The organism is Nocardioides sp. S5-5 (assembly GCF_054954065.1).
On sequence record NZ_CP199913.1, the window covers coordinates 2,529,396 to 2,554,256 of the forward strand.

The window sequence follows — 24,861 nt, forward strand, 5'->3', positions numbered from 1 at the left end:
CCCATCCTTCCAGAGTGTGGAAGGCGCCCTTGGTGTCTCGGCCGAGCGTGGCGGACGGAGCACTCGGTGGCCCGTCCGTTGCAACGCCTCTCGGCTGGTGCCGATGCTACCCGTGTTCTCGTGACTAGGCTGGTGCAGTGATGGAGATCGAGACGGTCCCCGAGCTGGTCCGGCCCGTGGTGCTCGCGGCCTTCGAGGGATGGAACGACGCCGCGGAGTCGGCGACCGCCGTGGTGGACCACCTGATGAGGGCCTGGGACGCGCGGGTCGTGGCCGCGATCGACCCCGACGACTACTACGACTTCCAGGTCAACCGTCCCACCGTCGGCATCGACGAGAACGGCTTCCGCAAGCTGACCTGGCCCAGCACCCACGTCGCCGTCGCCTCTCCCCCCGGCCTGGACCGCGACGTGATCCTGGTCCGCGGGATCGAGCCGAACATGCGCTGGCGACAGTTCACCGCGGAGATCCTCGCCACCATCGACGATCTCGGCGGGGAGCTGTTCGTGACCCTGGGGGCGCTGCTCTCCGACAGCCCCCACACCCGCCCGATCCCCGTCTCCGGCTCCACCACCGAGGCGGACCTGATGGACCGGCTGGTGCTGGAGCAGTCGACGTACGAGGGACCGACCGGGATCGTCGGCGTGCTGCAGGACGCGTGCGCCCGGGTCGACATCCCGGCGGTGTCGTACTGGGCCGCGGTCCCCCACTACGTCGCCCAGCCGCCCTGCCCCAAGGCCACCTTGGCCCTGCTCACCCGGCTCGAGGACCTGCTCGAGATCCCCATGCCCCTCGGCGACCTGCCCGACGAGGCCCGGGCCTGGGAACGGGGCGTCGACGAGCTGGCCGAGGAGGACGAGGACATCGCCGACTACGTCCGGTCGCTGGAGGAGTCGCGCGACACCGCCGACCTGCCGGAGGCGTCGGGTGAGGCGATCGCCCGGGAGTTCGAGAGGTATCTCAAGCGGCGGGGCGAGGAGAGGTAGCCGGGGTGTCGGTTTCTCAAGGGATGCAGACGAAACTGCACTTCCCCGTTCGAATTTGAACGGGGAAGTGTCGGTATCTATGCATCCCTTGAGAAACCTGCCGCCAGTCCGCTAGAGCGCCAGTCCGCTAGAGCGCCAGCCCGAGCGCGGCGTCGAGCACCGGAAGCAGCGCCACCGCCGCCTCGGCGTCGCTGGTGTCGGCGAGACCGTCGGTGCCGAGCGTGGCGGCCACCCAGGCATCGACCGCGGCGCTCGCGCGGGGCGCGTCCAGGTCGTCGGCCAGCGCTGCCAGGATCTCCTCGACGACCGGCGCGGCGGGCGCACCCGCGCCGAGGGCGAGGGCGCGGCGCCAGGCGGCGATGTCGTCCACGGCCTGCCACAGGTGGGCATCGGTCCACTCCCAGTCGGTGCGGTAGTGGTGGCGCAGCAGTGCGAGCCGGATCGCCATCGGGTCGATGTCGCTGTTGCGAAGCGCGGAGACGAAGACCAGGTTGCCGAGCGACTTGGACATCTTCGCGCCGTCGTAGGCGACCATCCCGGCGTGGCTGTAGACCTTCGCGAACGGCTCGCCGGTCACGACCTGGACGTGGCCCGCGCACATCTCGTGGTGCGGGAAGACCAGGTCGCTGCCGCCGGCCTGCACCTCGAAGGCGCCGCCGAGGTGCTGCAGCGCGATCGCCGCGCACTCGACGTGCCAGCCGGGCCGGCCGCGGCCGAACGGGCTCTCCCACGAGGGCTCCCCCTCGCGCTCGCCGCGCCACACGACGCAGTCCAGCGGGTCCTTCTTGCCGTCGCGATCCGGGTCGCCGCCGCGCTCGGCGAAGAACCGGAGCATGGTCTCGCGGTCGTAGTTCGACTCCTCGCCGAAGGCGGGGTCCGCGGCGACGGAGAAGTAGAGGTCCTGCTCGACCCGGTAGACCGAGCCGGCGGCCTCGAGCCGCTCGATCAGCTCGATCACCAGCGGGATCGACTCGACCGCGCCGACGTACTCCGCCGGCGGGAGGACGCGCAGCGCCTCCATGTCCTTGCGGAACAGCTCGGTCTCGCGCTCGGCCAGCTCGACCCAGTCGACCCCGACCTTGTCGGCCCGCTCGAGCAGCGGGTCGTCGACGTCGGTGACGTTCTGGACGTAGCGGACGTCGTGACCGGCCGTGCGCCAGGCCCGGTTGAGCAGGTCGAAGGCGACATAGGTGTTGGCGTGGCCGATGTGCGTGGCGTCGTACGGCGTGATGCCGCAGACGTAGAGACGCGCGGTGCCGTCGGGACGGCTCTCGACCTTCCCGCCGGTGGCGGTGTCGTGGAGGACGACCTGGGGTCCGGTGACCGGGAGCACCGGGAGGCCCGGTGCGTTCCATGCGCGCATGCCTTGATGTTAGGGGTTGGCTCTAGAACGGCGGCCACGGGATCGCCGGCCAGCTCCCCGAGGGGCCGGGAAGGACGCCGGCTGCCAGCAGTCGTTCGGTACGACGCTCCAGCGCCCGGATCTCGTGCTCGGCGAGATGCGTCGTCAGCCGCTCGCCCAGCTCCCCCCGGACCGCGCCGAGCACGACGGTGACCACCTCGACCTCCTCGGTGCTCAGCGGCCGTCCGGCCCAGCCCCACAGAACGGTGCGCAGCTTGGGCTCGTGGTGGAAGGCGACGCCGTGGTCGACGCCGTACCGGTGGCCGCCGGGCATGGCGAGGACGTGGCCGCCCTTGCGGTCGGCGTTGTTGACCAGGACGTCGTAGACGGCGAGGCGGCGCAGGGCCGGTGAGTCCTCGTGGACGAGGGTGACCGGGTGGTCGCGCTCGTCGAGCCCCTCCACGACCTCCAGCCAGCCCTCCGGCACGTCGCCGGAGCGGACCAGGGTGACCGCGTCGTCGTCGGGGTCGACCTCCTGCCACTCCTGGAGCATGCCGGGACCGTGCGGGCCCTCGCCCCACCAGGTGCGCGGGACCAGGTCCCAGCCGGTGGCCGCGGAGACGGCGTACGCCGCGATCTCGCGGTCGGCCAGCGTCCCGTCGGGGAAGTCCCACAGCGGCCGCTCCCCCGCGACCGGCTTGTAGACGACCTCGCGCCCGTCGAGCTCAGCCAGGAAGGTCGCATTCGAGGCCGGCATGATCCGGCCGCGGATCTCCAGGCTCACTGCTCGGTGGTGGGCTCGCGCCGCTTGAAGCCGTTGGCGCGCACGCACAGGTGACCCTCGGGGTCGATCGGCTGGCCACAGAACGGGCAGGTCGGGCGGCCGGCGCCGACGACGTTCTCGGCGCGGCGGACGAACGCCCGGGCCTGGCCGGGCTCCAGCCGCACCAGCAGCAGCTCGGCGGGGTCCTCGCCGTCGGTGAGCTCCACCGGCTCCTCGCCCACGGGGAACACCTCGACCACCACCCGCTCGTCGTCGGGGTCCCAGGACAGGGTCATGGTGCCGGCGCGGAACTCCTCCTCGATCGGCAGCTCCAGGGGCTGGTCGTCGGCGAGCCCGAACGGCGCCATCGCGGGTACGACGCCCTGGGCCCGCCCGTCGGCGATCACCTCGTCGAGCAGCTCGTCGATCCGCTCCGCGAGCGCGATCACCTGCTGCTTCTCCAGGGCCACCGACACCAGCCGGCCGCCGGCGCGCGCCTGCAGGAAGAAGGTGCGGCTGCCGGGCTCGCCGACGGTGCCGGCGACGAAGCGCTCGGGCGGGTCGAATCCGTGGACGATCGGCATGCTCCGAGCCTAGTGGTCAGCCGCGTCCGGGCCCGCGCCGCCACCGACGACCGCACCCTGAGCGCGGGAGCGCCGCTTGCGCCCCGGCTTCGGCGCGAGCCAGGACAGGTCGCCGTCGTGGGTGTTGCTGGCGAGCACGTACGGCCGATCGGGCGCGTACCGGATCACGGACACCGAGGCCGGGTCGACGTTGATCCGCTGGAACAGGTCGAGGTGCATGCCGAGCGCGTCGGCGAGCACCGCCTTGATGATGTCGCCGTGGCTGACCGCCACCCACACCGCGTCGGCCCCGTGCTCGCGGACGACGGCCGCGTCGAGGCGTCGTACGGCGGCCACCGCGCGGTGCTGCATCGTGACCATCGACTCGCCGCCGGGGAACACGACCGCCGAGGGCTGGCGCTGCACGGTCTGCCACAGCGGCTCGCGCAGCAGCTCCTTGATCGGCCGGCCCTGCCACTCGCCGTAGTCGCACTCGGCGAGCGCCTTCTCGGTCACCGCCTTCGTCACGGCGTGGCCGCGGTCGCGCTGGGCGGTCGCGATCGCCCGGGCGGTCTGCCGGCACCGCTCCTGCGGGCTGGTGACCAGGGCAGCGACCGGGACCGTGCCGATCCGGGCGCCCGCGCGGGCCGCCTGCTGGGCGCCGAGGTCGTCGAGCCGGACGCCCGGCGTACGGCCGGCGAGGACGCCCGAGGCGTTCGCGGTGGTCCGGCCGTGGCGGACGAGCAGCAAGGTGGCCATGGCGGGGAGCCTAGCCATAGCGTTGGTGCGTGATCGTCGACAGCGCCGTCTACCGCCAAGGCGTCCGCCTCCCGGTGGACTGCCACCTCCACGACTATGCCGCCCTGCGGGCCGCCGCCAGCGCCGAGCACGACTTCGTCTGGGTCGGGCTCTACGAGCCCAGCCACATCGAGCTCGGCGAGATCGCGAAGGCTTTCGACCTCCATCCGCTCGCCGTCGAGGACGCGGTCGTCGCGCACCAGCGACCGAAGCTCGACCGGTACGAGAACAACCTCTTCCTCGTCCTCAAGACGCTCTGGTACGTCGATGAGGACGACGCCGTGGAGACCGGCGAGATCAACGTCTTCATCGGCGCCGACTTCGTGATCACCGTCCGCCACGGTCGCGGCTCGGCGCTCAGCGACGCCCGCCACGATCTCGAGCGCAAGCAGACCGTCCTCGACCACGGGCCCTCGGCGGTGATCTACGCCGTGTGCGATGCCGTCGTCGACGGATACACCGCGGTCGTCGCCGAGCTGCAGGTCGACGTCGACGAGGTCGAGGCCTCCGTCTTCTCCGACCGGCGCACCCAGGACGGCGACCGGATCTACATCCTCAAGCGCGAGCTGTCCGAGGTACGCCGCGCGGTGCTCCCCCTGCGCGAGCCGATGCGGCGCTTCGCCACCGGCACCGTCGACCTCGTCGAGGCCGAGGCGGCGCCCTTCTTCCGCGACGTCAGCGACCACCTCGCCCAGGCCGCCGAGGAGATCGACACCCTCGACTCGCTGCTGTCGTCGGCGTTCGACGCGCACGTGTCCCGCATCGCCATGCAGCAGAACGACGACATGCGCAAGATCTCCGCGGGCGCCGCGCTGGTCGTCGTACCGACGCTGATCGCCGGGGTCTACGGCATGAACTTCACGCACATGCCGGAGCTGGACTGGACCTTCGGCTACCCGTTCGCCCTGCTGCTGATGGCCTCGACGATGGCGGGACTGTGGATCTTCTTCAAGAAGTCCGGGTGGTTCTAGCTGTGCAGCACCCCGGTGCCGAGCAGGACCAGCACGGCCGCGCCGAGCATCACCCGGTAGACGACGAACGGCGTGTAGGACTTCGTGGTGACCCACCTCAGCAGCCACGCGATGGCGGCGTACCCGACCACGAAGGACACGACCGTGGCCACGGCGGTGGGCCCCCACCCGTAGTCGGCCTCCCCGGCGTGCGCGACCCCGACATCGCCGATCTCCTTCAGCTCGAACACCCCCGCGCCGACGACGGCCGGGATGGCCAGGAGGAAGGCGAACCGGGTGGCCGCCTCCCGCTCGTAGCCCAGGAACCGCCCCATCGACAGGGTCGCGCCGGAGCGGGAGACACCGGGCACGAGCGCGAGCGCCTGGGCACCGCCCATCAGCGCGGCGTCGCGCAGGCGCATCTGCTTGATCGCCTTCTCGTTGCGTCCGATCCGGTCGGCGAGGCCGAGGACCAGGCCGAGCACGATCAGGGTGCAGCCGATGATCCACAGGTTGCGGAAGTCGCGCTCGATGACGTCCTTGAGCAGCACGCCGAGGATCACGATCGGCAGTGAGCCGACGATGATGTACCAGCCCATCCGGGCGTCGAGGGCGCCGCGGTACTCCGGCTTGAACAGCGACAGCACCCAGGCGCGGGCGATGCGCCAGATGTCCTTGCGGAAGAACACCAGCACGGCCAGCTCGGTGCCGATCTGGATGACCGCGGTGAACGCCGCGCCGGGGTCGCCCCAGCCGAACAGGTCGGGGAAGATCCGCAGGTGTGCGCTGCTGGAGATCGGGAGGAACTCGGTGAGTCCCTGGAGCACGCCGAGGAACACTGCCTGCAGGTAGTCCGCCACGACGCGCCATCCTAGGGACTGCCCGGTCACGACCGTCATCGGCGTGCCCGGCGCGTCCCGCTCGGCCGGGCGGATACCTTGTGCCCCATGCAGCAGCGGTACGTCGGCGCCAGCGGCCTCCGGGTCTCGCGCCTCGCCCTCGGCACGATGACCTGGGGCAAGGACACCGACGAGCACGAGGCGCGCGACCAGCTGGCCGCGTTCGTCGAGGCCGGCGGTACGACGGTCGACACCGCCGCGGGCTACACCGACGGCCGCTCCGAGGCTCTTCTCGGGTCCCTGCTGGGCGACGTCGTCCGGCGTGAGGAGGTGGTGCTGGCGACCAAGGCCGGCATCTGGCGGCGCGGCAGCGAGCGGCTCACCGACACCTCCCGCGGCGCGATGCTGCGCGGGCTCGACAGCTCGCTGAAGCGGCTCGGCACTGATCACGTCGACCTGTGGCAGGTCCACATCTGGAGCGACGACGTCCCGCTCGAGGAGACGCTGGGGGCGCTCGACCTCGCGGTGAGCAGCGGCCGGGCGACGTACGTCGGCATCTCCAACTTCACCGGCTGGCAGACCGCCCGCGCGGCCACTCTGCAGGAGGCTGTCGCCGGACGGGCCCGGATCACGTCGACCCAGATGGAGTACTCCCTGGTCAACCGCCGCGTCGAGCGGGAGGTGCTGCCGGCGGTCGAGGCGCTGGGCCTGGGCCTGTTCCCGTGGTCGCCGCTGGGTCGGGGGGTGCTGACCGGCAAGTACCGCACCGGCACGCCGTCGGACTCCCGGGCGGCCTCACCCGTGTTCGCGGGCTTCGTCGACGCCTATCTCGACGAGCACAGCCGCGGCATCGTCGAGGCGGTCGCCCGCGCGGCCGACGGCCTCGGCTGGACCCCGCTCGAGGTCGCCCTGGTCTGGGTGCGCGACTCCCCCGGCGTCACCGCGCCGGTCGTCGGCGCCCGGACCGCCGCCCAGCTCGGGGGCGCGCTCGGCTCGGAGGCGAAGGTGCTGCCTCCCGAGATCCGGGCCGCCCTCGACGACGTCTCCGGAGGTGCCGCATGACCGTCTCCCTGCTCCGTCCCGGCGTGATGCGCGGCCTGGGCCGCGGCGTCGAGTGGGAGTTCGACCGGGTCACCTTCGACCGCGAGTTCTCGCGCAACATGGTCGCCAAGCTGCTCGTCGAGCGCGCCGAGCACGGCGGCTGGGAGCTCGACCGGGTGCAGATCGGCCCGGACGGGCGGCGCCGCGTGGTGCTGCGGCGCAAGATCATCCGGGCCGTCCGCACGGCCTGATCCCCGATTCCCCCCCGGGTCGGCGGATCTGCCGCAGCAGCCCGCCACGCGCCGGGCGAGCCGAGGGTTCAGGCCTGGTCGAGGAACCGGTCCAGGACGCGCGCCCCGAACTCCAGCGCGTCGACGGGGACCCGCTCGTCCACGCCGTGGAAGAGCGCGGTGAAGTCGAGCTCCCCGGGCAGGCGCAGCGGCGCGAACCCGAACGAGCGCATCCCGAGCTTGGTGAAGTGCTTGGCGTCGGTGCCGCCGCTCATCAGGTACGGCGCGACCAGCGCCTCGGGGTCCTCCGCCAGCAGGCTGCGGGTCATCGCGTCGACCAGCGCGCCGTCGTACGGCGTCTCCCAGGGCGCCTGGCGCGACACGAAGTCGACGTCGACCCCCTCGCCGGTCAGCTCGGCCAGGGTCGCGAAGAACTCGTCCTCGAAGCCCGGCAGGAACCGCCCGTCGACGTGGGCGGTGGCGTCGGTGGGGATCACGTTGACCTTGTAGCCGGCCTCGAGCATGGTCGGGTTCGTCGAGTTGCGCAGCACGGCGCCGAGCATCCGGGCCGCGCCGCCGAACTCCTCGACCAACGCGGGCGCGTTCTCCGGCGTGGCCTCGACGCCGGCGAGCTCGCCGACGGTGGCGAGCAGGGTGCGCATGGTCGGCGTGAGCCGGACCGGCCAGTCGTGGGCGCCGATCCGGGCCACCGCCGCGGCCAGCCGGGTGACCGCGTTGTCGTCGTTCAGCATCGAGCCGTGGCCCGCGCGACCGCGGGCGCTCAACCGCATCCAGGCCATGCCCTTCTCGGCGGCCTCGATCAGGTACAGCCGCCGACCGCGCACCGTGGTGCTGAAGCCGCCGACCTCGCCGACCGCCTCGGTGCAGCCCTCGAACCACTCGGCGTGGTTCTCGACCAGCAGCTGCGCCCCGTCGTGGCCACCCGCCTCCTCGTCGGCGGTGAAGCAGAGCACCACCTCGCGCTCGGGCACCCGCCCCGCGCGCTGGCGGGCCCGGACCACCGAGAGCAGCATCGCGTCGAAGTCCTTCATGTCGACCGCGCCGCGCCCCCAGACGCTGAGCCCACCTTGAGGGCAGTCCCGCACCTCCCCGCTGAACGGGTGGACGGCCCAGTCCTCCGCCGCCGCCGGTACGACGTCGAGGTGGCCGTGCAGCAGCAGCGCCCCCCGCTCGGCCGTCGCCGAGGTCGCGGAGCCGCCCCAGCGGGCCACGACGTTCGCCCGGCCCGGCTTCGTCTCGATCACCTCGGCGGCGATCCCGACCTCGTCGAGCAGGGTCGCGACGTGCTCGGCGGCCTTCCGCTCGCCGGTCGACTCCCCGCCGCCGTAGTTGGACGTGTCGATCCGGATCAGGTCGCGGCACAGCTCGACGACCTCGGCCGCGACGTCGTGGTCGGGCGCCGGCGTGGGAGTCGTCGATTCGGCCATGCGACCATCGTCGCACGGCCTCGGCGGCTAGCGTTCTGCCGTGGCCCCCCGCACATGGAAGCAGTACCGGACCCCCAAGGAGCCGAAGCCGGTCCGCAGCCTCGAGGAACGCACGATCCGGCGGACCGGCGGTCCCCCGGTGCGGCTGATCGTCGGCGGCGTGGTCGCGGTCGTCGCCGTGACGACGCTGATCTTCGTCCTCGCCGCCGGGGACGACGGCGCCGACAAGCCGCAGACCGACAGGGGCTTCGACGCGCTGGTGGCGGCGCTGCAGGAGGAGCGGGGCTCGTCGCTGGTGCGCAACGCCATCATCTATCCGGACTACGCCGTGGTGGACGTGCCCTACAAGCTGGACGACACGTCGGACGAGCGCGAGATCAGCTACTACTGGAACGGCGAGCTCAGCGAGTCCACCAAGGGCACGGGACACGAGGAGGCCTTCGACCTCGCCGACGTCGACAGCGCCATCCTGGACGGCCTGTGCCCCCACGCGCAGAAGCTGATCGAGGACCCGAAGGACTGCTCGATCTACATCTCGAAGCCGGATCCCGAGGACCCGACGCCCGAGTGGATCACGGCCTCGACGAGCAACGAGTTCAACCAGAGCGCGTCCGTCGACTTCGCCCTGGACGGGACGGTCGTCGAGGAGCGGCCGCCGTCCTGACCCTCAGCCGGCCGGTCGGTGACGTCAGGTGCGGGCGATCCGGTACGCCCCGGGCGCGCCCTCCGGCACCGCGGGCCGGGCCGGCGCCACCGGCTCGACCCGCCGGTACGACGCGCCCCGGGCCGGGCGTGGGTCCGCCTCGCCCTTGTTGGGCCACAGCGCCACGGCCCGCTCCGCCATCGCGGTGATGGTCAGCGACGGGTTCACCCCCAGGTTGGCCGCGACGGTGGAGCCGTCGATGACGTGGAGGCCGTCGTACCCGTGCAGACGGTGGTACGGGTCGACGACGCCGTTCCGCGCGGACTCGCCGATCGGGCAGCCGCCGATCAGGTGGCCGGTCGCGGGGACGTTGACCAGGTCGGCCCAGGTGCCGCCGGGGATGCCGTCGACCTCCTCGGCGACCTTGCGCGCGACCGCGTGGCCCTGCGGGATCCAGACCGGGTTGGTCGCCCCGGTCCCCTGCCTGGTGGTGAGGGTGCGACCCCACGGCCGACGGCGCAGGTACGTCGTCAGCGAGTTGTCGAGGCTCTGCATGACGAGCAGCACGATGGTCTGCTCGGACCAGCCGCGCGGGTCGTGCAGGCGGGGCAGGTCGCGGCGCCGGCGCCACATCTCCCGCAGCCCAGCGAGCGCCCGGTTGCGGCCGTCGGCGGGCACGTCGGTCAGGGTGGCCATCAGCAGGCCGAGCAGGTTGCTGCCGCGCCCATAGCGGACCGGCTCGACGTGCGTGTGCTCGTCGACGTGCAGCGAGGAGGTGATCGCCACGCCGCGGGAGTAGTCGACCTCGTCGCCGCGGGCCCGGACCCCGAGGATCGCCTCGGAGTTGGTGCGGGTCAGCTCGCCGAGGCGCGGCGAGACGGCGGGCAGGCTGCCGTGGTCGCGAAGCCGGTGGAGCAGCCGCTGGGTGCCGAGCGACGCCGCGGCGAACACCACCTGGTCGGCGGTGAAGGCCCGCCGGCCGCGGCGGAGCTTGCCGTCGGTGCGGCGGGTCGTGACGTCGTACCCACCTCCGGGGCGGGGCCGCACGTCGGTGACCGTCGTCATCGGATGCACGACGGCGCCGGCCGCCTCGGCGAGATGGAGGTAGTTCTTGACCGTCGTGTTCTTGGCCCCGACCCGGCAGCCGGTCATGCAGGCACCGCAGTCGGTACAGGTCGTGCGCTCCGGGCCCGCGCCACCGAAGAACGGGTCCGCGACCCGCTCGCCCGGACGCTCCCCGAACAGCACGCCCACCGGCGTCGGCCCGAAGCTGTCGCCGACACCGAGGTCCTTCGCCACCGCCTTCATCACCAGGTCGGACGGCGAGCGGCGCGGGTACGGCGTCATGCCGAGCATCCGCCGCGCCTGGTCGTAGTAGGGCGCCAGCTCGTCGGCCCAGTCGGTGATCCCCGCCCAGTGCGGGTCGTCGAAGAACGCCCGGGGCGGCTCGTAGAGCGTGTTGGCGTAGACGAGCGAGCCACCCCCGACGCCCGCGCCGGTGAGCACCAGGACGTCCTTGAGCAGGGTCATCCGGAGCAGGCCGTAGCAGCCGAGCGCCGGGTTGAAGACGTAGTCGCGCACCTTCCACGACGTGGTCGGCAGCTCGTCGTCGCCGAAGCGGCGGCCGGCCTCGAGCACGCCGACCCGGTAGCCCTTCTCGGCCAGCCGCAGCGCCGTGACGCTCCCCCCGAAGCCGGAGCCGACCACCAGGACGTCGTAGTGGGTCATCGCAGCGCTCCCTCGGCGACCCGGAAGTCAGCCGCGTCGACCTGAGCCGTGCGCCGCTGGTATTCGCGCACGGTGCCGGGCCAGTTGGTCGTGATCCGCCCGCTCGGGTCGCGGTACCAGCTGTGGCACGAGCTCCACACGCTCTGCCCCAGCCGGCGCTGCATCTCGGCGTCGTACGCCGCGGCCCGGTCCGCGCGCACCTCGACCGGGCCGCGCTGCCCGACCTCGGCGACCGCCCGGGCGACGTACCCGGCCTGCGCCTCGAGCATCGCGATGATCGAGCTGCCGCCGAGATTGGTGTTGGGACCGTAGAGGACGAACAGGTTGGGGAACTCGGGGACCGTGATCCCCAGGTGGGCGCGGGCGCCGTCTTGCCACGCGTCGGCGAGCAGCCGGCCGTCGCGGCCGCGGATCTCCATCGGCGCCAGGAAGTCGGTGGCCGCGAAGCCGGTGCCGAAGACGATCGCTTCGGCCTCGTGCAGCACCCCGTCGGCCGTCCGGATGCCGCCGGTCTCGACGGCCTCGATCCGGTCGGTCACGACGTCGACGTGGGGGCGGGTGAGTGCCGGGTACCAGTCGTTGGAGAACAGCAGCCGCTTGCAGCCCAGCGGGTAGTCAGGCACCAGCCGGGCTCGGAGCCCGGGATCGGGGACCTGGCGGCGCAGGTGCAGCTGCCAGGCCCGGTGCAGCACGTCGGCGAGGCGGCCGTCGGAGTCGAGGGTCCGGTTCAGCTGCTCGGTCAGGCGGAAGACGCCCTCCCGGGTGAGGTGGTGCAGGCGCGGGTGGCGGCCGAACCGGCGCCGCTGGCGGACGGAGTAGGCGCCGTCGGGCTTCGGGACGACGTACGGCGCCGAGCGTTGGAACACCGTGAGCCGGGCCACCCGGTCCACGATCGCCGGCACCAGCTGGACCGCGCTGGCGCCGGTGCCGACGATGGCGACCCGCTTGCCGGTCAGGTCGACGTCGTGGTCCCAGGTGGCGGTGTGGCAGACGGAGCCCGGGAAGTTGTCGAGGCCGGGCAGGGCCGGGAGCACCGGACGGGACAGCTGGCCGACCGCGGAGACGAGGACGTCGGCGCGCAGCTCCTCGCCGCCGGCGAGCCGGACCGTCCACTGCTCGCGGCCGTCGTCCCAGGTCGCGCCGCGCACCTCGGCGCTGGTGCGCACCAGGTCGCGCAGGCCGCTGCGAGCGGCGTGGTCGCGGATGTAGTCGAGGATCTCGGGCTGGCGGGCGTAGCGGTGCGACCAGTCGTGCTTGGGGGCGAAGGACCACGAGTAGAGCACCGACGGTACGTCGCAGGCCGCGCCCGGGTAGCTGTTGTCCCGCCACACCCCGCCGACCTCGGCGGCCCGCTCCAGCACCGTGATGTCGGCCACGCCCGCCGCGCGCAGGTGGTGGGCGGCGGCCAGGCCGCCGAAGCCGGCGCCGACGACGATCACGGAGGTGTCCATGACGGCACGCTAGGGACCCCGGCGGGTCGGTGCCAGCGACCTCCGGCCAGCCGATCCATAATTCCGGCCATGATCTCCGCGCCCTTCGAACCCGCCGCCGCCCGCGACTGGCAGTTCCCGCGTCATGTCGCCGGGACGGCGCTGCTGGTCGCGGTGGGCGCGGACGCCGGCGTGCCCGCCTCCGTGCTGCTGCGTGGCAGCGGACTCGGCGCACGCGACGTCGCCGACCCCCAGCGCGAGGTGACCGCGGAGCAGGAGCTCCGCGTCGTCCGCAACCTGCTCGCCGCCGCCCCCGGCGTCACCGGCGCGCGGGTGGGTGCGGCGTACCACGCCTCGACCTTCGGCCCCCTCGGCTTCGCCCTGCTCAGCAGCCCCACCCTCGGCGAGGCCGCGAACCTGGCGCTGCGCTTCCTCGACCTCAGCTTCACCTTCACCATCCCGTCGGCCAGGGTCGAGGACGATCAGGTGGTCGTGCGGGCCGACGACCGCGGCGTCCCCGACGACGTACGACGCTTCCTGGTCGAGCGGGATCTCACCGCGATCTGGACGGTGCTCCGCGAGATCTGCGGTGACGTGCCGGGCCTCGACGCCGTCTGGGACCCGTCCGGAAGCACCCTGCGCTTCGCCACCCGCTGGCTCGACCACCCGCTCCCCCAGGCCAACACCCACGCCTGCGCGCTCGCCGAGGCCCTGTGTCGCGACCTCGTCTCACCGCGCCGCGGCCGGGACGCCTTCACCGGCCAGGTCCGTGTCCTGGTCGCCCAGCACCTCGAGTCGGGCGCGCCCATGGCCGAGGTCGCCGCGGCGCTCGGGCTCAGCGAGCGCTCGCTGCGCCGCCGCCTCGCCGAGGCCGGCGCGTCGTACCGCAGCGTGCTGGACGACGTCCGCTCGACCGCCGCCGAGGACCTGCTGGCCGAGGGGCTGCTGCTCGACGACGTCGCCCTGCGACTGGGCTACGCCGAGGCGTCCAGCCTGGTCGTGGCGTACCGCCGCTGGACCGGGCGCACCCCGCGCGGGCGAGGCTAGTGCTCAGCCGAGGAGAGCCTTCGGCGTCCAGGTCGGCCACGACGTCTCGCCGACGACGAGGCCACGCTGATACCTCGCCACGACGCGGAAAGGGGTCAGGCGGTCGGTGTTGTCGTAGAACGCCGCCCGATCGGTGATGTCACGGGCAGCAGCGACGAGATCCCAGAGTCGCTCGTACCGCTCGCGGATCTTCTGCTCGGGCACGTCGTGGCCGCCCTTGCGCACCCGATGACCGACACGGGCGATGCTGGTCCCCAGCGGCACCATGATCACGTGCAGGTTCACTCGGTAGCCGACGCCGACCGCACGGGCCACGAGATCGACCTTCGAGAGATGGCTGAAGACGGTCTCGGTGATGAAGGACCGTCGAGATGCCATGAGCCAATCGCGCTGCTCGGCAGCCACCCGGGACGCCTCGTAGGCATGCTCCAGCTGAGCCTCGGGCCACCGCTCCGCGGCGAGGACGTCCGCGTTGACGAACGGCAGACCGGTCGTCGGGCAGAGGACGGAGGTGGCGAGCGTGGACTTGCCTGCACCGTTGGGGCCGGCGAGGACGTGCAGAACCGGGGCGCTCACGCCCTCTATTTCTTCGCGACCGGCGTGCGGGCGCCGTCAGCGGCCTCGACGAAGGTCTCGCCGTGCTCGTCTGCGACCACCCAGCTCCCGTCCGGAGCCGCGAACTGCTCGTCGATCACGAGGTTGGCGATGCCGTCGGCGATGCGGTCGTCCCACTCGACGCGGACGATGGCCTGCTCGCGGTCGTTGAGCCCGTCATAGGACCCCTTGCCGGCGAGGACCAGCTCGATGTCGCGCTGGCTCACGCCGGGAGCGTCCTCGAACTCGCGGCCGATGCGCGCCCAGTAGTCGATCTGCTGGGCTGCCGAGCGGGAGTTGAGCGCACCCTTCGCCTTTGCCGCGGCGAACAGGTCGCCGTCGATCCGGGTCGGCATCGTCGCCATGCGTCCACTGTAGCACTCTGCTACTGCCGAGCCGGGCTACTGCCGAGCCGGGCTACTGCCGAGCCGGGCTACTGCCGAGCCGGCGGGCCGGACGACAAAGGCCCCGCGTCTCTGACCTGCAGAGACCCGGGGCCTTGGTGGTGTCCGAGGGGGGACTTGAACCCCCACGCCCTAATACGGGCACTAGCACCTCAAGCTAGCGCGTCTGCCAATTCCGCCACCCGGACGAGTGCGGTGAAACCGTAGCAAAGCCTGGCCGCAGACGCGGAATCGCCACCCCGATTCCGAGCAGGCGCGTGCGACATCTGCAAGGAGCTGTGCGGCGGTTGGCGCGGTGCGCGTGGCACCGACACGCCGGGCGCCCTTGAACCAGGTCCCGGGAGATGCCACGGTGGGAAAGGTCTCTGACCTCGAACCGAGAAGGCAAGCCATGCTCACCCTCACCGAGAATGCCTGCACGATCGTCAAGCAGATGACCGACGCCCCCGATGTCCCCGACTCCGCGGGACTGCGCATCACCCAGGCCGAGGCCGGCTTCGCCGTGTCCGCGGCCGAGCAGGCCGAACCCGGCGACCAGGTCGTCGAGCAGGGCGGCGCCACCGTCTACCTCGACCCGGGCTCCGCCACCCAGCTCGACGCGATGGTGCTCGACGCCGGCATCGACGAGGCCGGCACGTTGCAGTTCGGGCTGCTGGCCCAGATGCACGACTGACGGGGTCGCTCTGGGATCGTGGGGCCATGCAGGACCTGCGCATCGCCTTCGCTCCCGGAGTGACCCCCGACAAGTGGGCGCGGGTCTGGCGGGAGCGCAACCCGCGCACCCGGCTCCACCTCCTCCCCGTCGAGGAGGACCGGCAGCGCACGGTTCTCGACGACGGCGCCGCCGACCTGGCACTGGTGCGGCTGCCGGTCGACCTCGAGTCGCCGGCACCCCTGCACTGCGTGCGCCTGTACGACGAGCTGCCGGTCGTCGTCGCCGGCCGCGAGCACTTCGTGGCGGCCGCCGACCCGGAGACGCCGATCCCGCTGACCGAGCTGGCCGAGGAGCAGCTCGTGCTGCCGCACCCGTCGGGCTGGACGCCCTCCGTGGCTCAGCTGCCCTTCCCCGAGATGAGCGTCAAGGACGCGATCGAGGTCGTGGCCTCGGGCACCGGGATCGTCATCGTCCCGATGTCCGTCGCGCGGCTGCACCACCGCAAGGACGTCGTGCAGCGCCCGGTCGACCTCGCCCCGACCACGGTCGCCCTCGTCTGGCTGCGGTCCGCCGACAGCCCGGTCCACCAGGACTTCGTCGGCGTCGTACGCGGCCGACGGGCCGGCAGCAGTCGCTGAGCCTGCTCAGCTCCATCGCGGTGTTGTGGACAGCGCGTCCCCTTTGTGTCGGACCCTCTTGATCTGATGTCGGCATGGTCATTGATCGGGCGATGGCGGACCTGACGGGTCTGCCGGCGGAGGGGGTTCTCGGCTTCGTCGAGGCTGCTCATGCTGCTCGCCTGGAGGCCGAGCGGCAGGTGGTGGTGGCGGCCTATCAGTGGGCGGTGCTCCATCATCCTGACCGGCTGGCGCCGGGCGATCGGCGTGGCCGACAACGTGCCCGGCGTCTGGGTGGCGCCGGGACTCCGTTGGTCACCGAGCATGCGGCAGCGGCGTTCGGTGCGCGGATCCAGACCAGTCCCTATGGTGCGCGGCGGTTGATCGCGGACGCGGTCGACCTTCATATGCGCCTCCCGAGGCTGTGGGCGGGGCTGCGGGCCGGCACCGTGCGGGTCTCTCATGCCCGGTGGGTGGCCGCCGCGACGCGTGAGCTGTCGGTCGAGGAGGCCGGCTGGGTGGATGCGGAGGTCGTCGAGACCGCGGATGGCCGGTTGGCGTGGTCACGGTTCGAGGCACTGGTCGAGGGCAAGGTCGCCGTCGCCGCTCCCGAGCTGGCCCGGGCTCGGGAGGAGGCCGCGGCCAAGGAGCGGTGCGCGCGAATGTCGCGGGTCAACAGACACGGGATGGCGACCTTCACGATCAGGGCGGACGCGGTGACCATCGCGGGGATCGATGCCGCCGTGTCGGCGGTCGCCGAGGGGTTGAAGAGCCAGTTGCCCGACGCAAGCGTGAACGACCGCCGGGTCGCGGCGGCCGTCGTGTTGCTGAACCCGGCCGCTCATCACGATCTCGACGGGATCGATGTCGCTGCCGGGCCGGTCAAGGTCCGGGCGAAGGTCTATCTGCACCTGTACGCCGATTCACCGATCGTGCGGATGGAGGGCCACGGCCCGCTCACGGTCGGTCGGGTGATGGAGATGCTGGCCGGCACGGCCGCGCGGGTGCAGGTCACGCCGGTGCTGGACCTGGCGGGGATGGCGCCGGTCGATGCCTACGAGATCCCGGCCCGGCTGCGTGAGGCGGTGCATCTGATCCATCCCGCGGACGTGTTCCCGTTCGCGGCGAACACGAGTCGTCGGATGGACCTGGACCACGCCGTGCCCCACAGCGAGGGCGGGCCCACCGGCCTCGGCAACCTGGGGCCGTTGACCCGGACCCATCACCGGATCAAGACCCATGCGGGCTGGCAGGTGCGACATCCCTTCCCCGGGATCGTGATCTGGCGCGATCCCTACGGGGCCCACTACCTGGTCGACCCGACCGGCACGAGACGCGTCACCACCCCACCGGCCGGTGAGGAGCTGACGCGTGCCGACATCATGGTCACGGAGCTGCTGCTCAACCACGCCGCCTGACTCAGCCGAGGTGGGTCGCGGCCCACTCCCCCAGGACTCGGGCGCTGCGGTCGACGAGCGCGGCCCACTCGCGGGCGCCCTCGTCGGCGTTGTCGGAGACATGCTTGACCAGCCGGACCGGCACGCCGAGCTCCTGGGCGACGTACGCGACCGCGTAGCCCTCCATGTCGACCAGCTGGGCCTGCTCGGCCAGCCGGCTCCGGACGGCGGGGTCGGTGACGAAGACGTCGCCGGTCGCCAGCACGGTCTCCCCCGGCCCGACGACGAGGCGCTCGCGCGGGTCGTAGCCGAGCGCCCGGATCGCGTCGGCGTTGATGTCGTGGTTGAGGACGGTGCCGACCTCGTGTAGCCCGTGCTCGGCGCCGAGCCCGTCGTGCAGGCCCCCGGCGGTGCCGAGGTTGACGATCTCGAGGTCGGCGAGGTCGCTGCGGATCGCCAGGTGCCGGGCCAGGGCGGTGGCGGCGGCGGTCTTGCCGATGCCGGTCACCAGCACCTCGAGGCCGACGGGGACGTACGCGACCTCGGCGCGGGTGGCGGCGACGATGAGGGGGCGGGGCACGGCGGTCACCCTAGCCCGACCCGGCAGGATGGCGCCGTGGTCACTGTCGTCGCGCGCGCCCCCGGCCGGGTCAACCTGATCGGCGAGCACACCGACTACAACGGCGGGCTCTGCCTGCCGTTCGCGATCCAGCTCGCCACCACCGCGACGGTCACCGCCCGCGCCGACGACCTGCTCCGGGTCACCAGCGCCGAGGCCGACCCGGACGACCCCCACTGGCAGGAGTACGTCGTCGGCGTGGTCGCCGAGCTCCGCCGCGCCGGCTGGCAGGTTCCCGGCCTCGACGTCACCCTCACCTCGACCGTGCCGCTCGGCGGCGGGCTGTCCAGCTCGGCCGCCCTCGAGTGCGCGGTGGCGACCGCGGTCGCCGGGCTGCTGCGGCTCCCCCTCGACGACGCCCGACGACGCGAGGTCGCCGCGGCCTGCCGCCGCGCCGAGACCGACCAGGTCGGCGCACCGACCGGCGGGATGGACCAGCTCGCCAGCATGCTCGGGTCGGCGGACCACGCGCTGCTCATCGACTTCGCCGACGCCACCGCACCCGTCACCACCCCCGTGCCTCTCCCCCTGGCGAGCGACGGACTGGCGCTGCTGGTCACCGACACCCGGGTGCGCCACGCGCTGCGGGCCGGCGACGGCGGGTACGCCCAGCGCCGCCGCGAGTGCGCGGCCGGGGACCCGCGGCGGTTGCGCCACGTCGCCACCGAGAACGACCGGGTGCGCGCGGCCGTGCGGGCCATCGGCGACCGCGACTGGGCCGGCCTCGGCACCCTGATGACCGCATCGCACGCCTCGCTGCGCGACGACTACGAGGTCTCGGTCCCCCAGCTCGACCTGGTCGTCGACACCGCCCTCGGCGCCGCGGCGTTGGGCTCGCGGATGACCGGCGGCGGCTTCGGCGGCTGCGCGATCACCCTGACGCACGAAGACCGCGCCGGCGCCGTACGAGACGACATCGACGCGGCCTTCGCCGACGCCGGGTGGCCACGGCCGGTGCATCACGAGGTGCGACCGGCCGCGGGGGCCCGGCTCCGCAGCTAGCTCATTTGAGCTCGGCGCTCGACAGACCGAGCACCCGGCGCGCCACGATCAGCTGCTGGATCTGCTGGGTGCCCTCGAAGATGTCGAGGATCTTGGAGTCGCGCGCCCACTTCTCGAGCAGCTCCTCCTCGCTGTAGCCGACCGACGCGCACAGCTCGACGCACGAGAGCGTCACGTCCGAGCCGACCCGGCCGGCCTTGGCCTTGGCCATCGACGCCTCGAGCGAGTTGGGCTTGCGGTTGTCGGCCATCCACGCGGCCTGGAGGGTGAGCAGGCGGCCCGCCTCCCAATCGGCCTCGAGCTGCAGGAACTTCGCGGCGGCCGCGCTCTGCAGGAGAGCCGGGCGGTCGTAGTCGACCTCGATGCCCGCCTCCTTGAGCAGGTCGCGGGTCAGGTCGAGCGAGGCGCGGGCGCAGCCCACGGCCATCGCGGCGACCAGCGGCCGGGTGTTGTCGAAGGTCGCCATCGCGCCGGCGAAGCCCTGCTCGACGTTGACCTCCGGCGAGCCGAGGAGGTTCTCCTTCGGCACCCGCGCGTCGGTGAAGGTGATCACCGCCGTGTCGGAGGCCCGGATGCCGAGCTTCTCCTCGAGCCGCTCGACCTTGACACCGGGCGTGCCCTTCTCGACCACGAACGACTTGATCGCCGCCCGGCCCAGGGACTTGTCGAGGGTCGCCCACACGACGATGCAGTCGGAGCGCTCGCCGGAGGTGACGAAGATCTTCTCGCCGTTGATGACGTACTCGTCGCCATCGAGGACGGCGGTGGTCGAGATGGCGGCGGAGTCGGAGCCGAACGACGGCTCGGTGATCGCCATCGAGGCCCAGCGGCCCTTGAACCGCTCGAGCTGCTCGTCGTTGGCGACCGAGGCGATCGCGGAGTTGCCGAGGCCTTGGCGGGGCATCGACAGCAGGAGGCCGGTGTCACCCCAGCACATCTCGGCGACCGAGGTCACCGAGGCCAGGTTGGCTCCGTTCTTGACGGTCTTCTTGTCCGAGTCGTCGGCGTCGCGACGTACGCCGGTCGCGCCGGCACCCTCGCTCGCACCGGACTCGGAGAGCCCGTCGATCATCGCCGCGAGCATGTCGAGCTCCTTGGGGTACTCGTGCTCGGCGATGTCGTACTTGCGCGAGATCGGTCGCAGCATGTTCATCGCGACCTGGTGGGCCTGGTCGACCAGCGCCCGATGCTTCTTCGGAACCTCCAGGTTGATGGCCATCAGACCAGCACCGTCCCTTCCATGATGCCGACGGCACGCAGGTCGCGGTACCACCGCTCGACTGGGTGCTCCTTGACGAACCCGTGGCCACCGAGCAGCTGGACGCCGTCGAGGCCGATCTGCATGCCCTTGTCGGTGCATGCCTTGCGGGCCAGGGCGACCTCGCGGGAGAAGTCCTTGCCTGCCGCGGCGCGCGACGCGGCGCGGTAGGTCAGCAGGCGCATGCCCTGCAGCTCGATCGCGATGTTGGCGACCATGAACGCCACCGACTGGCGGTTGGCGATCGGCTCGCCGAACGCCTCGCGCTCCTTGACGTACGGCGTCACGTAGTCGAGCACGGCCTGGCCGGTGCCGACCGCGAGCGCGCACCAGGCCAGACGGGAGAGCCGCACGCACTCGGTGTACGTCGACCCGTCGGTCTCCCCGAGCACGGCGTCGGCCGGGACCCTCACGTCCTCGAGGACCAGCTTGGTCATCGACGCGGCCCGCACGCCCATCGCCGGGTCGCCCTCGACGGCGAGGCCCTCGGTCGAGGACTCGACGAGGAACAGCACCGGCGTGCCCTCGAGGCTGGCGCCGACCACGAAGAGCTCGGCGCCGTCACCGCGGGCGACCAGGCTCTTGGTGCCGTTGAGGACGTAGCCGTCGGCGGTCTTCCGGGCGGTGGTCGCCGGGCTGAGCACGTCGAAGAGCACGGTGGGCTCGGTGAGCGCGAGCGCGGCGGCGGGCACGGTGCCGTCCTCGGCGCTGAACGCCGGGAGGTAGGTCTGCTGCTGGGCGTCGGTGCCCCACAGGCCGATCGCGGTGGCGACCGAGCCGGGCGCGAGGGTCGCGACGGCCAGACCCATGTCGCCCTTGGCGAGAGCCTCGGCGACCAGCGTGCCGGCCATCGCCGAGCGCTCCTCGGAGACGCCGCCGAGCGCCTCGGGCAGGCCCAGGATCGGCAGCCCGATCTCGAGGCTCGCCTTGAGCACGTCGTCGGGCGCGGCGCAGGCCTTGTCGGCCTCGAACGCGGCGGCCCGGACGACCTCGGCGAACTCGGTCACGACGTCGACCAGCATCTGCTCGTCCTCACCGGGAGTGAGGTCGAAGACGCCGCTGGCGGCCGCGTTCGTCGGCCGGGCCCCGGGCTGGCCCTTCTTGCCGGCCTTGGCGAAGGTCCGGCTGGCGTTGGTCATCGTCTTGAACCCGGTGCGGGTGACGGAGAACACCGCCTGCTCGGCCGGCTTGCGGAGGCGGACCTTGTCGAGGAGGTCGGTCTGGGCGAGCCGGTTGAGACCGGCGACGAGGTAGCCGATCGGGTCACGGCTCTCGCTGCTCGGGACCCCGTGCTTGCCACCCGGCTTGAGGTTGCTGATCAAGGACATGACGCTAAATGTAACTGTGAGTTACACATTGCGCTACAGATAGCCGGAAATCACCGGGTGTGATCTGGGCGTCAGTCGAACCCGACCGGGATCGTGGTCCGCGGGAGCGTGAGCAGCACGCTGCCCGTGCCGCCGGTGCTGGTGCGCGTGGTGACCCGCCGGGTGCCGGCGATCACCAGCGTGCCGCCCCGGAACGACGCCGGTACGACGAACGCCACGTCGGGCGCCGGGGTGTCCGGGGTGAGGTCGCGCCGCGGGTACTCGCTCCCGTCGACCGCCTCCAGGTGCAGCTCGGTGAGCTCGAAGCCCCGGGGCGCCGGGTCGTCCGGTGTCGTGTAGGTGACCTCGACCGTCAGGTATGCGCGACCGGGGTCTCGCAGGCCGCGTGGTCCGTTGAAGAAGAACAGCCGCGCGGCGCCGACGTGGACCGAGCGGACCGCGTCGGCGCCCAACGGAGCGTTCGCGGTCGGGCGCAGCACGAGGTCGGCGTCGATGCTCGTCCTCAGCCGCGGTCGGGCGAGGACCTCGATGTTGCGGCCGGTCGCGGTGCCGTCGGTCAGCGAGACCCGCTGGTCGTAGCCGTCGGCATCGAGCCGCAGCTCGGCCGTGGCACCGTCCGGCACCGCCACGACGTACGTCGGCCCGCCGGCCGGCACCGGGACCGGGGTGCCGCCGCCGACCACGACCTGCAGCCCCACCGCGGACCAGGGCGGGCAGGGCTCCTCCTGACAGGGACCGTCGGCGAGCGTGAACGCGCGCAGTCGGCTGCCGGGCGCGGCGACCAGCATCCCGGTCTCGCCGTCGGCCTGGTCGGGAGCGCCCAGGCCGCTCACCCGCACCCCGCCGGTGCGACCGGCCATGGTCGCGGTCGTGACGCCGGCGCCGTCCGCGGCTCCGGTGGCCACGACGGTGCCGTCCGGGACGATGCGCGGCTCCTGGCTCTGCGGAGTACCGGGCCGGCCGGCACCGGGCGACCCGGCACCGTCGCCGCGTGAGACGACGATCGCGCCGACCGTGAGGGCGGCGACGACCACGACCGCCAGGCAGAGGAATCCCGCGACCTCGAGTCCGGAGCGCGACCGACCGACCCGGCCCGCGGGAGCCGGCACCGGCAGCAGCGGCAGCGGCAGCGGAGGCACCGGTTGTAGCGTGCCGCTGCGGACCGTGCGGTCGGCGGGAAGCACGGTCCGGGCCTGCGGGCCGACCACCTCGTGCTCCGGGACCTTGCCGAGCGCGAACAGCAGCGCCGCCAGCGCCCAGCGGGCGTTGACGACGTCCGCACCGCCCCGCAGGCGGGCCAGCCGGAACGCCTGGGCGTCGAGGGTGTGCGCGGGCTGCGCGCCGTCGGCCAGCTGGGTGAGTGCCCGGGCGAGCGTGCCGAGCCGGATGGCGTCGGTGAGCAGGTTGACCTGGCCGTCGGTCGTCGGGCCGTCCGGGGCGTAGTCGTCGAAGGCGGCACGGAAGTCCTGCGGGTCCTCGAGCACCACCGGTCCCAGCCGGGCCACCAGAGCCGCCAGCTCGTGGTGGGTCTCCACCGCAGCACCATGACACCGGCGGCCGCCGGTCGCCCGTGCTCGCGCGATCTATACCGAGTTCGGGGGACGGCAGGACCCGGCACGCGACCGTACGTTCGAGGGCACGGACGATCACCGGTGGCGGACACCGGTGGCGGACAGCTGGGGGCGACAATGCGAAGGATCCTCGTGGCGACCGCGGCGGCCCTGATGACCGTGGTCGGCCTGGCTCCACCGCCCGCGGTCGCGGCGAGCCAGACGGTGGTCGTCGACGGCTACGCCTTCCCGCCCGGACTGCGCTACGTCGCCGGCGCCTGCTCGGGCACCGGACCGGCGTCGCCGTATGCGGCGTACCGGAAGGGCAGCGTGCTCGGCGACCACGCCATCGGGCTGGCCTTCTCCGGGAGGACCGGCACGATGGGCGGCGTCGCCGCGTGGGTGCCGAACCCGAGCGACCTGCTGGACGCCGCGCTCGCGACGTACCACCCGAGCCCGCTCCCGGGCGCCGGGGTCGACGGCCACATCGTCATCCAGTTCGACGTGCTCGGCGACGGGTTCGACTCGTACTGGCTGGAGGGCCGCTACGACGTGTCGAGCCTGACCGGCTGGCACGCCGGCGACGACGTCGCCGACATCCCGACGGACTGGTACTGGTCGGACGACGCCACCTTGTCGGACGAGGACCTGACCCTCGCCGAGCTCGCCGACGACTGGGGTCCCGGCTCCGGTGGCGCCTGGCTCAACTTCGACTTCGGCTGCCGCGGTCGCGACTTCTACTTCGACGACCTGCGCCTGCGCACCCCCGCCGGCACGACCACCTACGACTTCGAGGGCGTGCCGACGCAGGCGTTCATCTCGGCCGCGCCCACCCACCACAGCACCGCGCTCGAGCGCGGCATCACCCGACTCGACCTGGTCAACGGCCAGGACCACTTCCTGCTGGCGGACGCGAACACGCCCGGCGACGGCGTGTGGTCGCCGGGCTACGTCCCGGGCACGGCGACCCTGTGGGCCCGGCCCTGGGGCGCACCGGACTTCTCCCCCGTGGCCAGTGCCGGCTTCCAGAGCGGCTCCTACGCCCACTTCCACATCCAGCCGGCCCGGCAGACCGAGTACCAGGTGCGCACGACGGGCGACGACACCTTCGAGGCCGGCACCTCGGCGACCCTGCTGGTCACCGTGGCCCGCCAGGTACACGCCCGTGCGCCGGCCACCCGGGTCCGCCAGGGCCAGCGGATCCGGGTCAAGGGCCGGATCGTGCCGGGCGACGCGGGCGTCCGGGTGACCCTGCAGCGCAAGGTGGGCAAGCACTGGCGTGCCGTGGACCGGGCGAAGACCCGCCGGGGCGGCCGGTTCGTCCTCGCGGTCCCCGCGAGGACGACCGGCCGATGGACAGTCCGGGTCGCGGTGGCCGGGGCCGGCGGCAACCTCCCGAGCGTCACGTCGAACACCCTGATCAAGGTGCTGCCCCGGCCCAGGCCCAAGCCCCAGCCGGTCCCGCAGCCGGTGCGGGTTCCCATTCCGGTGACCCACGTGCCGACCGACGAGCCCAAGGGCACGGTGCCGCCGTCGGCGCACCACCGGGTGCCGCAGGCCGCCGCCCCGGCGAGCGCCGTGGCCGCCCTCCCCGAGCGGAGTCCCGAGCGTCGCTCGCCCTAGACACGG

The 24,861-nt window shown here is 72.7% G+C and carries 25 protein-coding genes, 1 tRNA gene and 1 riboswitch; of the genes, 11 read left to right on the top strand and 15 right to left on the bottom strand.

Going from position 1 to position 24,861, the window contains the following annotated elements; all coding sequences use genetic code 11:
* Positions 1 to 14: 14 nt before the first annotated feature.
* A riboswitch (S-adenosyl-L-homocysteine riboswitch) is annotated at positions 15 to 98 on the bottom strand.
* A 42-nt stretch (positions 99 to 140) separates the two neighbouring features.
* Positions 141 to 986, top strand: coding sequence for a PAC2 family protein (locus tag ACUP6Y_RS11910; RefSeq protein ID WP_462550916.1), 846 nt, complete (start codon positions 141 to 143; stop codon positions 984 to 986).
* A 127-nt stretch (positions 987 to 1,113) separates the two neighbouring features.
* On the opposite strand, the gene mshC is transcribed toward ACUP6Y_RS11910, so the two are convergent.
* From mshC to ACUP6Y_RS11930, 4 genes are read right to left on the bottom strand one after another with little or no spacing between them, the layout of a single operon-like run.
* On the bottom strand, positions 1,114 to 2,349 hold the full coding sequence (mshC, locus tag ACUP6Y_RS11915; protein ID WP_462550917.1) for a cysteine--1-D-myo-inosityl 2-amino-2-deoxy-alpha-D-glucopyranoside ligase: 1,236 nt from the start codon (positions 2,347 to 2,349) through the stop codon (positions 1,114 to 1,116).
* A 22-nt stretch (positions 2,350 to 2,371) separates the two neighbouring features.
* Entirely contained in the window at positions 2,372 to 3,112 is a 741-nt protein-coding gene (locus ACUP6Y_RS11920; protein WP_462550918.1) for an SCO1664 family protein, read from the bottom strand.
* Positions 3,109 to 3,675: a DUF3090 domain-containing protein gene (locus tag ACUP6Y_RS11925; RefSeq protein WP_462550920.1), complete on the bottom strand. Its 567-nt coding sequence runs from the start codon at positions 3,673 to 3,675 to the stop codon at positions 3,109 to 3,111. The genes ACUP6Y_RS11920 and ACUP6Y_RS11925 overlap by 4 nt, the downstream gene beginning before the upstream one ends.
* A 9-nt stretch (positions 3,676 to 3,684) precedes the next feature.
* Positions 3,685 to 4,413, bottom strand: a complete 729-nt coding sequence (locus ACUP6Y_RS11930) for an MSMEG_4193 family putative phosphomutase (protein WP_462550921.1) — start codon at positions 4,411 to 4,413, stop codon at positions 3,685 to 3,687.
* Between the two features lie 29 nt (positions 4,414 to 4,442).
* Here ACUP6Y_RS11930 and corA point away from each other — a divergent pair, with 29 nt between their 5' ends.
* Positions 4,443 to 5,423: a magnesium/cobalt transporter CorA gene (gene corA / locus ACUP6Y_RS11935; protein ID WP_462550922.1), complete on the top strand. Its 981-nt coding sequence runs from the start codon at positions 4,443 to 4,445 to the stop codon at positions 5,421 to 5,423.
* Here corA and ACUP6Y_RS11940 read toward each other — a convergent pair.
* Positions 5,420 to 6,262, bottom strand: coding sequence for an undecaprenyl-diphosphate phosphatase (locus ACUP6Y_RS11940; RefSeq protein ID WP_462550923.1), 843 nt, complete (start codon positions 6,260 to 6,262; stop codon positions 5,420 to 5,422). The genes corA and ACUP6Y_RS11940 overlap by 4 nt on opposite strands.
* 87 nt (positions 6,263 to 6,349) lie before the next feature.
* On the opposite strand from ACUP6Y_RS11940, the gene ACUP6Y_RS11945 reads away from it, so the two are divergent.
* Together ACUP6Y_RS11945 and ACUP6Y_RS11950 are read left to right on the top strand one after the other, a co-directional pair.
* On the top strand, positions 6,350 to 7,303 hold the full coding sequence (locus ACUP6Y_RS11945; RefSeq protein ID WP_462550924.1) for an aldo/keto reductase: 954 nt from the start codon (positions 6,350 to 6,352) through the stop codon (positions 7,301 to 7,303).
* A complete protein-coding gene (locus tag ACUP6Y_RS11950) occupies positions 7,300 to 7,533 on the top strand; it encodes a DUF5703 family protein (protein WP_462550925.1) in 234 nt (77 codons plus the stop codon). The genes ACUP6Y_RS11945 and ACUP6Y_RS11950 overlap by 4 nt, the downstream gene beginning before the upstream one ends.
* Positions 7,534 to 7,601: 68 nt before the next feature.
* Here ACUP6Y_RS11950 and ACUP6Y_RS11955 read toward each other — a convergent pair whose 3' ends face one another.
* Positions 7,602 to 8,960: a M20/M25/M40 family metallo-hydrolase gene (locus ACUP6Y_RS11955; protein ID WP_462550926.1), complete on the bottom strand. Its 1,359-nt coding sequence runs from the start codon at positions 8,958 to 8,960 to the stop codon at positions 7,602 to 7,604.
* A gap of 40 nt (positions 8,961 to 9,000) precedes the next feature.
* On the opposite strand from ACUP6Y_RS11955, the gene ACUP6Y_RS11960 reads away from it, so the two are divergent.
* Positions 9,001 to 9,624 carry a hypothetical protein gene (locus ACUP6Y_RS11960; RefSeq protein WP_462550927.1) on the top strand — a complete coding sequence of 208 codons (624 nt, stop codon included), beginning with the start codon at positions 9,001 to 9,003 and terminating at the stop codon, positions 9,622 to 9,624.
* Positions 9,625 to 9,648: 24 nt separating this feature from the next.
* Here the strand turns inward: ACUP6Y_RS11960 and ACUP6Y_RS11965 are convergent, their stop codons facing one another.
* Both ACUP6Y_RS11965 and ACUP6Y_RS11970 read right to left on the bottom strand, forming a co-directional pair.
* The gene (locus ACUP6Y_RS11965) at positions 9,649 to 11,331 is read right to left on the bottom strand and encodes a GMC oxidoreductase (protein WP_462550928.1); all 1,683 of its coding nucleotides are present in this window, start codon (positions 11,329 to 11,331) and stop codon (positions 9,649 to 9,651) included.
* Positions 11,328 to 12,782, bottom strand: coding sequence for a flavin-containing monooxygenase (locus ACUP6Y_RS11970; RefSeq protein WP_462550929.1), 1,455 nt, complete (start codon positions 12,780 to 12,782; stop codon positions 11,328 to 11,330). Before ACUP6Y_RS11970 ends, ACUP6Y_RS11965 begins: the two co-directional genes overlap by 4 nt.
* Positions 12,783 to 12,851: 69 nt before the next feature.
* On the opposite strand from ACUP6Y_RS11970, the gene ACUP6Y_RS11975 reads away from it, so the two are divergent.
* Complete coding sequence (locus ACUP6Y_RS11975; protein ID WP_462550930.1) at positions 12,852 to 13,808, top strand: AraC family transcriptional regulator; 957 nt, start codon at positions 12,852 to 12,854, stop codon at positions 13,806 to 13,808.
* A 3-nt stretch (positions 13,809 to 13,811) separates the two neighbouring features.
* Here ACUP6Y_RS11975 and ACUP6Y_RS11980 read toward each other — a convergent pair whose 3' ends face one another.
* From ACUP6Y_RS11980 to ACUP6Y_RS11990, 3 genes are all read right to left on the bottom strand, one after another.
* Complete coding sequence (locus ACUP6Y_RS11980; RefSeq protein WP_462550931.1) at positions 13,812 to 14,384, bottom strand: zeta toxin family protein; 573 nt, start codon at positions 14,382 to 14,384, stop codon at positions 13,812 to 13,814.
* 5 nt (positions 14,385 to 14,389) lie between these two features.
* The gene (locus ACUP6Y_RS11985) at positions 14,390 to 14,767 is read right to left on the bottom strand and encodes a TA system antitoxin ParD family protein (protein ID WP_462550932.1); all 378 of its coding nucleotides are present in this window, start codon (positions 14,765 to 14,767) and stop codon (positions 14,390 to 14,392) included.
* A gap of 138 nt (positions 14,768 to 14,905) precedes the next feature.
* Positions 14,906 to 14,994 (bottom strand) — tRNA-Leu (locus ACUP6Y_RS11990).
* Between the two features lie 203 nt (positions 14,995 to 15,197).
* Between ACUP6Y_RS11990 and ACUP6Y_RS11995 the strand changes: the two genes are divergently transcribed.
* From ACUP6Y_RS11995 to ACUP6Y_RS12005, 3 genes are all read left to right on the top strand, one after another.
* Entirely contained in the window at positions 15,198 to 15,479 is a 282-nt protein-coding gene (locus ACUP6Y_RS11995; protein ID WP_462550933.1) for a Fe-S cluster assembly protein HesB, read from the top strand.
* Between the two features lie 26 nt (positions 15,480 to 15,505).
* Positions 15,506 to 16,099: a LysR family transcriptional regulator substrate-binding protein gene (locus ACUP6Y_RS12000; protein WP_462550934.1), complete on the top strand. Its 594-nt coding sequence runs from the start codon at positions 15,506 to 15,508 to the stop codon at positions 16,097 to 16,099.
* Positions 16,100 to 16,173: 74 nt separating this feature from the next.
* Positions 16,174 to 17,496 (top strand): HNH endonuclease signature motif containing protein, encoded by a 1,323-nt coding sequence (locus ACUP6Y_RS12005; protein WP_462550935.1) that lies wholly within the window; start codon positions 16,174 to 16,176, stop codon positions 17,494 to 17,496.
* A gap of 1 nt (position 17,497) precedes the next feature.
* Here the strand turns inward: ACUP6Y_RS12005 and ACUP6Y_RS12010 are convergent, their stop codons facing one another.
* A complete protein-coding gene (locus ACUP6Y_RS12010) occupies positions 17,498 to 18,055 on the bottom strand; it encodes a nucleosidase (RefSeq protein WP_462550936.1) in 558 nt (185 codons plus the stop codon).
* A 36-nt stretch (positions 18,056 to 18,091) separates the two neighbouring features.
* Between ACUP6Y_RS12010 and ACUP6Y_RS12015 the strand changes: the two genes are divergently transcribed.
* Positions 18,092 to 19,096, top strand: a complete 1,005-nt coding sequence (locus tag ACUP6Y_RS12015) for a galactokinase (RefSeq protein ID WP_462550937.1) — start codon at positions 18,092 to 18,094, stop codon at positions 19,094 to 19,096.
* A 1-nt stretch (position 19,097) separates the two neighbouring features.
* Here the strand turns inward: ACUP6Y_RS12015 and ACUP6Y_RS12020 are convergent, their stop codons facing one another.
* The 3 genes from ACUP6Y_RS12020 to ACUP6Y_RS12030 all read right to left on the bottom strand — a co-directional run bounded on the left by ACUP6Y_RS12020 (position 19,098) and on the right by ACUP6Y_RS12030 (position 23,217).
* The gene (locus ACUP6Y_RS12020; protein ID WP_462550938.1) at positions 19,098 to 20,315 is read right to left on the bottom strand and encodes an acyl-CoA dehydrogenase family protein; all 1,218 of its coding nucleotides are present in this window, start codon (positions 20,313 to 20,315) and stop codon (positions 19,098 to 19,100) included.
* Positions 20,315 to 21,682: an acyl-CoA dehydrogenase family protein gene (locus ACUP6Y_RS12025; protein WP_462550939.1), complete on the bottom strand. Its 1,368-nt coding sequence runs from the start codon at positions 21,680 to 21,682 to the stop codon at positions 20,315 to 20,317. The genes ACUP6Y_RS12020 and ACUP6Y_RS12025 overlap by 1 nt, the downstream gene beginning before the upstream one ends.
* Positions 21,683 to 21,753: 71 nt before the next feature.
* Positions 21,754 to 23,217, bottom strand: coding sequence for a hypothetical protein (locus ACUP6Y_RS12030; RefSeq protein ID WP_462550941.1), 1,464 nt, complete (start codon positions 23,215 to 23,217; stop codon positions 21,754 to 21,756).
* 168 nt (positions 23,218 to 23,385) lie between these two features.
* On the opposite strand from ACUP6Y_RS12030, the gene ACUP6Y_RS12035 reads away from it, so the two are divergent.
* Entirely contained in the window at positions 23,386 to 24,855 is a 1,470-nt protein-coding gene (locus tag ACUP6Y_RS12035; RefSeq protein WP_462550942.1) for a hypothetical protein, read from the top strand.
* Positions 24,856 to 24,861: the final 6 nt, after the last annotated feature.